General features: G+C 53.0%; 15 protein-coding genes. All 15 read right to left on the bottom strand.

Annotation, left to right across the window (positions count from 1 at the left end; translation table 11 throughout):
- Window positions 1–10: 10 nt before the first annotated feature.
- The 15 genes from ACT53D_RS00930 to fmdA all read right to left on the bottom strand — a co-directional run bounded on the left by ACT53D_RS00930 (window position 11) and on the right by fmdA (window position 13219).
- Window positions 11–574, bottom strand: coding sequence for a HupE/UreJ family protein (locus ACT53D_RS00930; protein ID WP_476154049.1), 564 nt, complete (start codon window positions 572–574; stop codon window positions 11–13).
- A gap of 205 nt (window positions 575–779) precedes the next feature.
- Entirely contained in the window at window positions 780–1433 is a 654-nt protein-coding gene (ureG, locus tag ACT53D_RS00925; RefSeq protein ID WP_194748484.1) for an urease accessory protein UreG, read from the bottom strand.
- 29 nt (window positions 1434–1462) lie between these two features.
- Window positions 1463–2161, bottom strand: coding sequence for an urease accessory protein UreF (locus ACT53D_RS00920; RefSeq protein ID WP_476154047.1), 699 nt, complete (start codon window positions 2159–2161; stop codon window positions 1463–1465).
- On the bottom strand, window positions 2158–2658 hold the full coding sequence (gene ureE, locus ACT53D_RS00915) for an urease accessory protein UreE (protein ID WP_338654960.1): 501 nt from the start codon (window positions 2656–2658) through the stop codon (window positions 2158–2160). The genes ACT53D_RS00920 and ureE overlap by 4 nt, the downstream gene beginning before the upstream one ends.
- 174 nt (window positions 2659–2832) lie before the next feature.
- Window positions 2833–4536: an urease subunit alpha gene (ureC, locus tag ACT53D_RS00910; protein WP_476154045.1), complete on the bottom strand. Its 1704-nt coding sequence runs from the start codon at window positions 4534–4536 to the stop codon at window positions 2833–2835.
- Window positions 4537–4545: 9 nt separating this feature from the next.
- Window positions 4546–4854 (bottom strand): urease subunit beta, encoded by a 309-nt coding sequence (locus ACT53D_RS00905; RefSeq protein ID WP_476154043.1) that lies wholly within the window; start codon window positions 4852–4854, stop codon window positions 4546–4548.
- 202 nt (window positions 4855–5056) lie between these two features.
- The gene (ureA, locus tag ACT53D_RS00900) at window positions 5057–5359 is read right to left on the bottom strand and encodes an urease subunit gamma (RefSeq protein WP_194748364.1); all 303 of its coding nucleotides are present in this window, start codon (window positions 5357–5359) and stop codon (window positions 5057–5059) included.
- 36 nt (window positions 5360–5395) lie between these two features.
- Window positions 5396–6262 (bottom strand): urease accessory protein UreD, encoded by an 867-nt coding sequence (locus tag ACT53D_RS00895; RefSeq protein WP_476154041.1) that lies wholly within the window; start codon window positions 6260–6262, stop codon window positions 5396–5398.
- A gap of 132 nt (window positions 6263–6394) precedes the next feature.
- Window positions 6395–7084 carry an urea ABC transporter ATP-binding subunit UrtE gene (urtE, locus tag ACT53D_RS00890; protein WP_194748366.1) on the bottom strand — a complete coding sequence of 230 codons (690 nt, stop codon included), beginning with the start codon at window positions 7082–7084 and terminating at the stop codon, window positions 6395–6397.
- A gap of 28 nt (window positions 7085–7112) precedes the next feature.
- Window positions 7113–7856, bottom strand: coding sequence for an urea ABC transporter ATP-binding protein UrtD (gene urtD, locus ACT53D_RS00885; RefSeq protein ID WP_194748367.1), 744 nt, complete (start codon window positions 7854–7856; stop codon window positions 7113–7115).
- Window positions 7853–9142: an urea ABC transporter permease subunit UrtC gene (urtC, locus tag ACT53D_RS00880; RefSeq protein WP_194748368.1), complete on the bottom strand. Its 1290-nt coding sequence runs from the start codon at window positions 9140–9142 to the stop codon at window positions 7853–7855. The genes urtD and urtC overlap by 4 nt, the downstream gene beginning before the upstream one ends.
- 112 nt (window positions 9143–9254) lie before the next feature.
- Complete coding sequence (urtB, locus tag ACT53D_RS00875; RefSeq protein ID WP_194748369.1) at window positions 9255–10172, bottom strand: urea ABC transporter permease subunit UrtB; 918 nt, start codon at window positions 10170–10172, stop codon at window positions 9255–9257.
- Window positions 10173–10302: 130 nt separating this feature from the next.
- The gene (urtA, locus tag ACT53D_RS00870) at window positions 10303–11541 is read right to left on the bottom strand and encodes an urea ABC transporter substrate-binding protein (protein ID WP_194748370.1); all 1239 of its coding nucleotides are present in this window, start codon (window positions 11539–11541) and stop codon (window positions 10303–10305) included.
- A 61-nt stretch (window positions 11542–11602) separates the two neighbouring features.
- Window positions 11603–11941, bottom strand: a complete 339-nt coding sequence (locus ACT53D_RS00865) for an FmdB family zinc ribbon protein (protein WP_476154038.1) — start codon at window positions 11939–11941, stop codon at window positions 11603–11605.
- 54 nt (window positions 11942–11995) lie between these two features.
- Window positions 11996–13219: a formamidase gene (gene fmdA, locus ACT53D_RS00860; protein ID WP_194748372.1), complete on the bottom strand. Its 1224-nt coding sequence runs from the start codon at window positions 13217–13219 to the stop codon at window positions 11996–11998.
- Window positions 13220–13249 lie beyond the last annotated feature (30 nt).

Here is a 13249-nt window from a genome sequence, read left to right as displayed (position 1 = left end):
TCAACCTGTTTTAAGCCAACATCCACACCGCGCCCAAGCCCAGCATCAAGCCGCCGAGTAATTGCGTGGCTTTTTGCAGTTGCGGATTGGTCTGGCGGCCCAACTCCCACCCCAGGGCATGCAGCACAGCCGTTGCCAGCACCATGCCTGCCAAGCCAGACCATTGATTGCCGATTTCCATGCCGTGCAAATAGCCATGTGCCGCGGCAGCGATGCTGACAACGCCAATTTGCACAGCGCGGTTCACTGTTAAATTACTCACCAGTAACAAGCCCATGCCCACAACGCTGGCCGCCACCAGAGTTTCAGCCAAGGAGACCGGCACCCAAGCCATGGCGAATGACGCTGAGACGGCCATCACAGTCACAAACAGCACAGGCAACTGCCAACCTTGCGCGGCTGGACGGCGTGCGGCCCAGATCCCCAGCGCGAACATCACCAGCAGATGATCCCAGCCACTGAATGGATGCATAAAGCCAGCGGCAAGGCCAGACTCCAGGCCGTGGCCGGGATGGGCAACGGCGCTGGTTGAAGCTGCGAGCGCACCTAAAAATAAAAGAATACTTTTTTTCATTGAATCTTCTCCGTTTTAATTTCGGGATACTTGTGGTCTAAACCACTTTAGTCTGCATTTGGTATTTCAACCCAATTCAAGATGAACTACCTTCAAGTGTTCAAGCGAATGATATGCGTTTGTGGCAAGGCGTGCGGGCGCAGACAGTACAAACTAGTACGGCAAGCCCGCGCAACACCGCCACGGACGCATAGCATTTGCTTGATTAAAGCATCAGGCCTTGTTTTTCGATGAACCTGACAATTTCTTCCAACCCCTGCCCCGTCTTCAAATTGCTAAAAATAAACGGCTTTTCGCCACGCATCTTCTTGGCGTCGCGATCCATCACTTCCAGCGAGGCGCCCACCATAGGCGCCAGGTCTATCTTGTTGATCACCAGCAGGTCAGACTTGGTAATGCCGGGGCCACCTTTGCGCGGGATTTTTTCACCGGCGGCGACATCGATCACATAAATAGTCAAATCAGACAATTCGGGACTAAATGTCGCGGCCAGGTTATCGCCACCACTTTCCACAAACACGATATCCAGCGTCTGAAAACGTTTGCTAAGTTGCATCACCGCTTCGAGGTTCATGGAGGCATCTTCACGGATGGCGGTATGCGGGCAGCCACCGGTTTCGACGCCAATGATGCGTTCTGGCACCAGCGCTTCGTTGCGGGTTAAAAATTCGGCATCTTCTTTGGTGTAAATATCGTTGGTGACCACGGCAATGTTATATACCTCGCGCAAACGCTGGCACAGCGCCAGGGTCAGCGCGGTTTTGCCGGAGCCCACCGGGCCACCAATGCCCACGCGCAGCGGCTCTTTGAACTCGGTGACTTCAGGCATGGGGCTATCAAATTGGGTATGTATTTTCATCATGGGTTAAACGCTCTTTAACAAACAGGTTATGACCTGAACAAACGGCTGTACTGGGTCTCGTGCAAACAGCCCGCGATACTCAGCAATGGATTAAAGTTACTCATCTCTTCATCGGGCAGGGCCATGGCGCTGGCGACCACTTGCGGCAGCTGTTCGCCCAGCGCCAGTAAAATGGTCTGCCCGGCCACTTGGCCCAGCGGCACGGTTTTCATGGCGGCGCTGGCCTGATTTTCACACCAGCCCCAGGCGTAGCCATGCAGCATGTGCTCTGGCGCAATCTGCCAGTGTTGGGCGATGGAGGCATACATGGTGGGGAATGCCGGGCTCGTCAGGGTGTTGAGTTTTGCCACCAACGCAGGTGGCGTGTCTTTAAGCTCGGACAGCAGGCGACGCAGTGAATAGCCCATTTGCCGGGTTTCAGCATAGCCTTCGGCGGTATCGCGGCCCGCCTGGTAAAAATCATCCCACGCCTGCACTTGCGCCAGGTCATCGGCTTGCCAGGCTTGATACAAGCGGTAGAGCACCGGCAACTCGAAACGCGCCTGATACACCTGCAAGCTATCGCCTATCCAGGCTTGTGCGCTCGGCACATCTTTGACCTGGCCGGATTCAATCGCCCACTCCAGCCCTTGCGAGTAACAATAAGCCCCCACAGGCAGCAGCGGGCTGGCCAGCTGCAGCAAGCGGCTGAGGGCCAGGCTCGCGTTTAACGGGCTGACACTCATTCGCTGCCCTGCCCGCTTTTCACGCGTGGGCGCAACGCTTGCAAACTATCCTCATCATGCCCATGCCGGTGACCGCCGCCATAGGCCCCGGCCTCCGGCTCAAACGGCGCCTGGACTTCACTCACTTGCATGCCTAAGCCAAGCAGCATGTCTCGCAACACGTAATCTTGCTCCAGCCGTAGCCAGCCATCGCCAATTTGCAGTGGCACATGGCGGTTTCCCAGATGATAGGCGGCGCGCATCAAGTCGCGCGGCGTCGGTGCAATGACGTTATACACCGGCTCCTGCGCCGCCACGATCTGCACCACCACACTGCCGTCTTCAGACTGGATCAGGTCGCCGCCACGCAGAATAATCCCGCGACTTAAAAACAGCGCCGCCTCACGGCCAGAAGCCAAGGTCACGCGCAAACGGCTTTTCTGGCGCTGGTCAAACGGCAGCTCCAGCGTGTCGTCAATATGCCCACTGAGGGCGATGCGTTCGGTTAAATGGATCATGTTTAAATACTTTATCGTTGCCGCAAATCAGCAAAAAAGTCATTCTTGCTTATCCGCCGATGAACGCAGATAAACGCCGATGTTACTTCAAAGCCCGAATGATTTTTTAGCTTTTATCGGCGTGCACCTGCGTTCATCGGCGGTTAAAGTGCCTTGTTCTATATTCACCTGAAACTAGAACAGGAAATAGCGTTGTGCCATCGGCAGCACCTCTGCCGGTTCACACACCAGCGGCATCCCGTCCGCCAGCACTTCATAGGTTTCCGGGTCCACGTCTATCTTGGGCATCCAGGTGTTATGCACCATGTCTGACTTTTTAACGTCGCGCGTGCCTTTGACCGCTACCAATGGCTTTTGCAAACCAAGGGCCTTAATTTCAGGATTTTCGAGCGCGGCTTGCGAGACAAAGGTCAGGGCGGTTTTGAGACCGCCGCCATAGGCACCAAACATAGGGCGGTAATGCACGGGCTGAGGCGTCGGGATAGACGCATTCGGGTCGCCCATGGCCGCGGCCGCAATCATACCGCCTTTAATAATCGTAAATGGCTTCACGCCAAAGAAGGCGGGTTTCCACACCACCAGATCAGCCAGTTTGCCGACCTCGACCGAGCCGACCACATGACTGATACCATGTGTCAGCGCCGGGTTAATGGTGTATTTGGCGATATAGCGTTTGACGCGGAAGTTGTCGTTGCCCGCCGCATCCTCAGCCAATGGCCCGCGCTGGATTTTCATTTTGTGCGCGGTTTGCCAGGTGCGGATAATCACTTCACCGACACGGCCCATGGCTTGGGAGTCGGATGACATCATGGAAAATGCGCCCAGGTCATGAAAAATATCTTCGGCGGCGATGGTCTCACGCCGAATACGGCTTTCGGCAAAGGCAATATCCTCGGCAATCGCCGGGTCCAAGTGGTGGCACACCATAAGCATATCCAGATGCTCGTCTATGGTGTTAACGGTAAATGGCCGCGTCGGGTTAGTAGAGGATGGCAGCACATTGGGCTGGCTGGCCGCCTTGATAATATCTGGTGCGTGACCGCCGCCCGCACCTTCGGTATGGAAGGTATGGATGGTGCGGCCCTTGAACGCACCTATGGTGGTCTCGACAAAGCCAGACTCATTCAGGGTATCTGAGTGGATGGCAACCTGGATATCCATTTCATCCGCCACACTCAGGCAGTTATCAATGGCCGCGGGCGTGGTGCCCCAGTCTTCATGCAGCTTAAGGCCGATGACCCCGGCGCGCACTTGCTCTCTAAGCGGTTCAGGCAGGCTGGCATTGCCCTTGCCCAAAAAGCCCAGATTCATGGGGAAAGCATCGGCTGACTGCAACATACGGTGAATGTGCCAGGGGCCGGGCGTACAGGTAGTCGCAAAGGTGCCGGTCGCAGGCCCGGTGCCGCCGCCTATCATGGTGGTGACGCCAGACATCAGGGCTTCTTCAATTTGTTGCGGGCAAATAAAGTGGATATGGGTATCAATGCCGCCGGCCGTGATGATCATGCCTTCGCCAGCAATCACTTCGGTGCCCGCGCCTATGGCAATGGTCACGCCGGGCTGGATATCCGGGTTACCAGCTTTGCCGATGGCAGAAATATAACCGCCCTTGATGCCGATGTCGGCCTTGACGATGCCCCAGTGGTCGATAATCAAAGCGTTGGTGATGACGGTATCTGCCACTTCGGCGGCCAGCCCCTGGCCTTGGCCCATGCCGTCACGGATGACTTTGCCGCCACCAAACTTCACCTCTTCACCATAAATGGTGAAATCCTGTTCGACTTCTACCCACAGCTCGGTGTCGGCCAGCCTGACCTTGTCCCCCACGGTGGGGCCAAACATTTCCGCGTATGCGCGTTTATCCATTTTCACTGTCATTGCTACTCCCTACTTTAAGGCGCCCATTACGCGGCCAGCAAAGCCATACACGTTGCGCGCACCCGCCAGTTTGACCAATTGCACGGTACGGGTCTGTCCCGGCTCAAACCGCACCGCAGTGCCCGCCGCAATATTCAGGCGATAGCCATAGGCCAGCGCACGATCAAACGACAAGGCATCGTTGGTCTCATAAAAATGGTAATGCGACCCGACCTGAATCGGCCGGTCACCGGTATTCGCCACATCCAGCGTGACCGTTTCACGCCCAACATTTAATTCGATGTCGCCTGCTGCGACCTGCATTTCGCCGGGAATCATATGCTTTCCTCGTTTTTAATATGCATTCTTAATACCTTTTTTTTACCGCCGATACACGCAGATAAACGCCGATATTTTGTGCATCCGGTTTCGACAGAGTGTTTACATAAATCCACCACTCCAAAACCAGTGCTGGCCAAAGATGATATTGATTTTATCGGCGTGCATCGGCGTTTATCGGCGGTTTAATTTTTTGTATCTATTAGGGAATCGGATGATGCACCGTCACCAGCTTGGTACCGTCTGGGAAGGTGGCTTCGATTTGTATATCCGGGATCATTTCCGGCACACCTTCCATCACCTCATCCCGTGATAACAGCGTGGTGCCATAGCTCATCAGCTCGGCCACGGTTTTACCGTCACGCGCACCTTCCATAATGGCGGCGGAAATAAAGGCCACCGCCTCAGGATAATTCAGTTTCAAGCCGCGCGCCTTGCGCCGTTCAGCCAGCAAGGCCGCGGTAAATATCAATAACTTGTCTTTTTCTCTGGGAGTTAATTCCATAGGATTGTTCTCTGACTATATTTTTGTGCACGCAGCTTATGTATTCCAAATCCGCGGTCTGACTGCGTCTTTTTGATAATACCATGGCCGCAGTAACTGCCAGCACTGCTCAAAATACTGCCTGGCCTGCTGTGAAGCCTGGCCAACATAACGGACACATAACACCTCTGGCAAGGCGGTCACGCCAGTATTGGCATCAGGCAAAGTAATCTCGCGACAAGCTTGCAGCACCTCTGCGGGCACGGCCCCGGCACACACCAGAAAAGTACCGAACACCACCGACCCAGCCAGGCCAACAGGACTGCTTTTTAAGCGGTCGTTGGCGTGCATGCAGGCACGTTCATTCCAGATCAAGCGGCCATCGCGACGGATGCGCTGATTGAGCTGATAGGCGCCGGTCTGCCAGACCTCCTGCTGCGCCTGACGGCCCAAACAGACGATGTCCCACGTCGCAAGGGTGGCATCGCCCGCCAGCTCAATCTCGGCATTAAAACCAACTTCAGCGGCATCAAACAGGATATTTTCTTGCGGCAGCCACTCGAGGCCACTGCCGGACGCCAGCTGAAAATGCAACGTTTGTGTAGCGATCGTGCCGTTGGCCTTATACCACTTGCCAGCGCCGGGGGTGGTCAGCAAGGCGTTTGCGCCCTCCCCCACGTGCACTTGCAAATGCAGCGCATCGCCCCCTGCGACCCCGCCAGGCGGATGCACAATGACTGCATGACAGACAGCTTCGCCTTCAGGATGCAGGCTTTTTTGCACCACCAACGGGCCTTTATGTAAGCGGTGTGCCAGGTAAGAACGTGCTTCACGCTTGGCAAAGCCAAGCTCTAATCGGGCTTGCCAGTGTTTTGTTGCGATCGTTTGCGCTAGCGATGGTGGCGTATGCTTTAAATCATCCATAACGGCATCATGCCACAGACAAATCAGGAATATTACTTTTTAATGCTTGCCACAGAGGACACAGTGCGTACAGAGGAACTGCAAATTCGTTTTGCTCTGTGGACGCCGTGTCCTCTGTGGCTAAAAAAGCACTTATACAGACAAATAACTTTTTACCTTAGCTGCATCCACGTTGTCGCGGGTATCTTCATGGATAAAGCGGCCTTTATCAATGACGATAATGCGGTCTGCCACTTCCATGGTGAAGCTCAAAACCTGCTCGGAGACGATGATGGTGATTTCACGCATTTTGCGGATTTCGTTGAGGACCTTGGCGATGTCCTTGATGATGGACGGTTGAATCCCTTCGGTCGGCTCATCCAGTAATAATACTTTTGGATTGGTCACCAGCGCGCGGGCAATCGCCAATTGCTGCTGCTGACCACCAGACAGGTTACCGCCCTTGCGTTTACGCATTTCATGCAACACCGGGAACAACGCGAAAATATCATCCGGGATCTCGCCTGAAGCTGACTTCTCGAGACCGGTTTCGATGTTTTCTTGCACGGTCATATTAGGAAAAATCCAGCGGCCTTGTGGCACATAGGCCAGACCTTTCATGACACGTTCATGGGTAGCTGAGCCTTGCAGATCGACCCCATCAACGGTGGCTTTGCTGGCCTTGCTTGGCAAAATGCCCATCAGCGATTTGAACAGCGTGGTTTTGCCCATGCCGTTGCGGCCCATGATGGCCAGTGTTTCGTTTTTGTTGGCTTTGAAATTCAGGCCATGAATGACCTGACTTTGGCCATAACTCACCTGCAAATTTTCAATTTCAAACATGCTGTGCTCCTTGAATGGCCTAATCCAATTAATGTCCTAAATACACTTCGATGACTTTTTCGTCTGCCTGGACTTTCTCCATCGGCCCTTCGGCGAGGATTTTGCCCTGATGCAGTACTGTCACCTTGTGCGCAATTTTCTTCACAAACTCCATATCGTGCTCGATCACAATCACCGAGCGGTTCTGGCAGATGCGGTTGAGCAAATCGGCGGTCTGGTCGCGCTCCTTGGCGCTCATGCCTGCCACAGGTTCATCCAGCATCAACAGCTCAGGCTCTTGCATGAGCAACATGCCGATTTCCAGCCATTGTTTCTGGCCGTGACTGAGCAAGGCAGACTCCATCTCAAGAAACTCGGTCAACATGATGTCTGCCGCCACTTTGCGTACACGGTCTTCCACCTCTTGTGTCCGTTTGAAGGTCAGGCTGCCAAACACGCCGCGGCCTTTGGGGTAAGACACTTCCAGGTTTTGGTAAACCGTGAGGTTTTCATAAATGGACGGGTTCTGAAACTTACGGCCGACGCCGGAACGTACAATTTCGTGCTCTGACAGCTTGGTTAACTCAGTGTTTTTAAACTTGATTGAACCGGCTGTGGATTTGGTTTTACCGCAAATCAGGTCCAGCACCGTGGTTTTGCCGGCGCCGTTAGGCCCCACCAGTACTCGCAGTTCGTTTTTGTCGATATACATGGTGAGGCTATCCACCGCTTTAAAGCCATCGAAGGAGACGGTCAGGTCTTCTACTGCCAAGACGAAGTCGGTATTACTCATGCTTCTGCTCCTCTCATTTTGTTGCTTTCGATCGCGGACGGCTGATCAGTGCTGGCCGCCGCTTTCTTACGTGATGTTTTCTTGACGCCCGCTTCGGTAGAGGTTACGGCGCCCGTGGTTGAAGATTCGGTAAGTACTGCTTGTGCTTCTACCTCAGAAGTACTTACCTCAGGCTTTTTTGCGTCAGCCTTGTCTTTGAACCAGCCATATTTGGTCGCCAGGTTGTCCCAGATACCAGCCAGGCCATTCGGGAAGAACATCACCACAGAGATAAACAGGCCACCCATGAGGAACAACCACAACTCTGGATAGGTTTCTGAAAACACGGTTTTACCGTAGTTAACCAGCAAGGTGCCATATACGGCGCCAATCAGCGAGGCACGCCCACCCACGGCACAGAAAATCACCATTTCAATCGAAGGCACAATGCCGACAAAGGACGGTGACATAAAGCCCACTTGCAAGGTAAACATTGCACCACCAACGGCAGACATCATCGCCGCCAGGCAGAAGATAAAGATTTTAAAGTTGGAAACGTCGTAACCAGAGAAACGCACCCGCTCTTCTTTGTCGCGCATGGCTAGCAACAACATACCGAACTTGCTGCTCATGATGTATTTGGACAGGAAGATCGCCCCGAACAGCAACAAACCATTCACGTAGTACAGGATATATTTCGCAGAATCGGTGCGAATATCCCAGCCCAACATGGTACGCAGGTCTGTCATGCCGTTCACACCACCGGTATAGCCTTGCTGACCAACAATCAGGATACTCAGGATCAGCGCAATCGCTTGCGTGATGATGGAGAAATACACCCCACCCACACGACGCTTGAACATGGCATAACCGATGATGTAGGCAAAGATGGCTGGCACGGTGAGTACGGCAATCAGCGTGAAGGGTAGGCTTTTGAACGGCTCCCAGAACCATGGCAAGGCCGTGAGCTGGTTCCAGTCCATAAAGTCAGGAATGCCTGGCGTAGACTGGATTTTAGTGGTTTCTGGATCGGACGCTTCCAGCTTGAGGAACATCGCCATCGCATAGCCCCCCAGACCGAAGAAGATGCCCTGGCCCAGACTCAAAATACCGCCATGCCCCCATAACATCACCAGGCCGACGGCGACAAAGGCGTAGGTCAGGTATTTACCAATCAGGTTCAGGCGGAAAATATCTACCCCCAGTGGCAACACGACGAAGATCAGGGCGGCCAGCGCAGCCAGGCCGATCACGCCTTCCTTACCACCCAGTACAGGACTGGCTTTCATTTTTTCCCATAATGTCATCAAAAATCTCCTCTATTGATGCGTTGATTCTAGTGCGACAGATACAAAGTACTAATACGTCTATTTACTTATGGCAACGCGTGAGAAGCATGCTCACACGTTGCCGTATCTGTTATTTACGCAGTTTGGAGGCAAACAAACCTTCAGGTTTCATCATCAAGATTGTGACGATGGCAAGCAGCGTGGACACTTTACCCATGGAGCTGGTCATAAAGAACTGCAGGATAGATTGCGCCTGGGCGATGCCGAAGGCTGAGGCAATCGTCCCTACAATGCTGGCTGCACCGCCAAACACCACCACCATAAAGCTGTCTACGATGTAGAGCGTACCCGTGGTTGGCCCGGTAGAAGCAATCGTGGTAAACGCAGCGCCCGCGATCCCGGCAATGCCGCACCCCAAGGCAAAGGTCACACGGTCGACTTTTGCAGTGTTAATGCCCACTGCACCCGCCATGGTACGGTTCTGCACGGTGGCACGCACACGTAGGCCCCAGCGTGATTTATACATAAACATATATACACCGAGGGTCACCAGCGCAGCCAGGGCCATCACAAAAACACCGTTGATCGGGATATCAATGTCTGGCGTCGGCTTGAAAGAGCCCAACATCCACTCAGGCAACTCGGCACTCACCTCTTTGGCGCCAAAGGTGGAGCGGAAGATCTGCTGCATGACCAGGCTTAGCCCCCAGGTCGCCAGCAAGGTATCTAGTGGCCGCTTGTACAGGTGCCGGATCATGCCGTATTCAACAACATAGCCGACCGCGAATGCCAGCCCGAACGCAATGAGGATGGCAAACAAAAAATAGTAATTGGTGAAGCCGTAAGTGGCAGCCACCTTGGATAGCATGACCGTGGTATAGGCACCGATGGTCATAAACTCACCATGCGCCATGTTAATCACACCCATCTGCCCGAAAATAATCGCGAGACCCAGTGCCATGAGTAGCAACACTGTAAACATGCTCAGGCCGGAAAAGCCTTGCATCACCACAATATTGCCTATATCTGCCATCGAATAACCAAACATATCGGTCTCCTTAAAATGCAACTTCTCAAAATTGCTGACTGCTTGAAATTGTTTACAACTTGAATGCTGTTTGCGCCAAACGGTAGCCGGTTACTCCGGCTACCGCTTAAGCATTTACGACAGGACTAGCTTATTGATAGCCTTTTGGAAATGGATCAGGTTTGATGTAATCAGAGGTGTATACCACTTTGGCCTGGCCATCTTTACCCCACTGACCAATACGCAGTTTGGTGGTCAGGTGGTGGTTGGCTTCCACAGTGACAGGGCCTTCTGGTGCATCTTTGAAGGTGTAGCCTGGCAATGCCGCTTGCACTTTGTCTACATCGAAGCTACCTGCACGCTCAACGGCTGCCTTGTACAACCATGGGCCCAGGTAAGCCGCTTGCGTCACGTCGCCGATCACAGACTTCTCACCCCAGCGTTTTTTGAACGCCTCTACAAATTTCTTGTTAGCCTCATTGTCTTGAGACTGGAAGTATTTCATCGCAGAGTAGAAACCAGCCAGGTTTTCACCACCGATACCCAACACTTCGTCTTCGGTCACGGAGATGGTCAACATGGTTTGTTTGCTGGAGTTCAAACCGGCAGCGTTCAATTGTTTGAACCAGGCCACGTTACTACCGCCCACCACCGCTGCGTAGATCACGTCAGGTTTTTTCAGTTTGATTTTGTTGATCACAGAACCGAACTGGGTATCGCCCAAGGCAATGTACTCTTCACCCACCACTGTGCCATGCAAGTGTTGCTCGATGTGCTTACGGGCAATTTTCATCGATGTACGTGGCCAGATGTAGTCAGAACCAATCAGGTAGAAAGTCTTGGCTTTTTTCTCTTTAGCGATCCAGTCCAACCCTGCCAGAATTTGTTGTGTCGCTTCTTGACCAGTGTAGAACACGTTTTTGGATTGCTCCAGACCTTCGTAGAAGGTTGGGTAGAACAACAAGCCATTGTCTTTTTCAAACACTGGCAAAGCCGCTTTACGTGAAGCAGACGTCCAGCAGCCCATCACAGCAGCCACTTTGTCTTTTTCCAGCAGTTTTTTCGCTTTTTCTGCGAAAGTTGGCCAGTCAGACGCACCGTCTTCCTGGATAATTTCAATCTTGCGGCCCAGAATACCGCCCATGGCGTTGATCTGTTCGATCGCCAGCTTTTCAGCCTGGATAGAACCGGTTTCACTAATCGCCATCGTGCCGGTGGCAGAGTGCAGAATACCTACTTTTACTGTGGAGTCAGTCACTGCCAAGCCAGTCGTATTCACTTTTGCAGTCGGATAATCCGCTGCAAATGCATGACCGCTGATAAGGCCTGCGGCCATCATGGCACCGACCAATGCGCCCTTCATAAAACCGCGTCTGTTTGAGGTACTCATTACTTCTTCTCCTTTATGGATAAATCAATAAAATCAATAATTAAGGGATTGATGTCGCTGATTAATGCCCGACCATCCACGGCCGTGCCGTTTTCTTGGTCTGCATTTGCAAGCCCGGTTTACCTGTATCCTGGTTGACCTGCGGCTTGGTTTTACACGTGTGTGATCCGGTACAGCCACAGCTGGAACGTCTGGCTGTACGCGGCTCGTTGGCAGATTTCTCGTTACGTTCATGCGCAGACCGTTGCATTTTGTCCATGATGGCCAGTTTGGGCACAGATAAAATCCGTGGACTCTCTGCCCCGCAACAATCGCAGTAGGCAGGCAAACTCGACTCACTCATTTTGCGTAGCGCAGTAAATACGCCACAACTGTCACATTCATATTCGTAAAGAGGCATCTTGGTTTCCTATCAAGTCTGATCAAATAAACTGCACGCGATCAACACTCATTGTTATGTGCAAGTGGACACATCTATGCCTGGCGGCACCATGATCTTCGGTCCATCCGCGTTAGGTCGGATATCAAACTCAAAGATCTCGGTCGGGACCCACAAGGTGGCACAAGCGTTAGGGATATCGACGATGCCACTGATATGCCCCTCTACCGGCGCAGTCCCCAGGATGGATACCGCTTGTTCGCCGCTGTAACCAAATTTTTTCAGGTACTCAATCGCGTTGAGGCAAGCCTGGCGGTAGGCAATATGCACATCCAGGTAATGTTGCTTGCCGGCCTCGTCAACCGAAATGCCTTCAAAAATCATGTAATCACGGTAAGTCGGTGTGATCGGGCTGGGCTGGAACACAGGGTTTTTAATCCCGTATTTCTTCACACCATCCTTGATCAGGCCAACCTTGATATCGAGGTAACCGGCCATTTCAATCGCACCGCAGAAAGTGATTTCACCGTCGCCTTGTGAGAAGTGCAGGTCACCCATGGAGAGACCGCCATCCTTCACATAGACCGGGAAGTACACCCTTGAGCCTTTGGTCAGGTTCTTGATATCGCAGTTACCGCCGTGATCACGTGGTGGCACGGTACGCGCGCCTTCGGCTGCTGCTTTTTTGGCAGCGTCGCCACTCAAACGGCCCATAACGGCAGATTGTGAAGTCGGAGGGCAAGCCAGTGGCGGGACACGATCCGGATCTGTTGCAATCAGGTCGCCTTCACGCTTGTTCCAGGTTTCGAGCAGTTCTTTGGATGGCAGGCAACCAATCAGACCCGGGTGCATAATGCCGGCATAACGCACCTTAGGCACATGACGGGAAGTGGTATACACGCCGTGGAAATCCCAGATGGTTTTGCTCGCTTCAGGGAAGTGGTCGGTCAGAAAGCCCCCACCATTTTCCTTGGCAAACAAACCGTTAAAGCCCCATTGATACTCATCAAAAGTACCCACATCCAGAATATCCACCACCATCAAGTCACCCGGCTCAGCACCTTCCACGCCAATCGGGCCACTCAGGTAGTGCACCTGGGTCAGGTCTACGTCACGCACATCATTGGCGCTATCGTTATTACCGATCTGACCACCGGTCCAGTCCATACACTCAACACGGAACTCATCCCCTGGCTTGACCATGGCAATCATCGGCAGGTCGGGGTGCCAGCGGTTATGAATCTGGCCATCCTGCTCCCATGGTTTTTTATCCAAATCCAACTTCACTATTGTTTTCATTACGCTCATCTCCTTTGTGGGAAAGGGTTA

Source organism: Methylophilus sp. DMC16 (assembly GCF_056314045.1).
The sequence above is the reverse complement of the archived record's forward strand: the minus strand, read 5'-3'. Positions and strand labels throughout refer to the sequence as shown.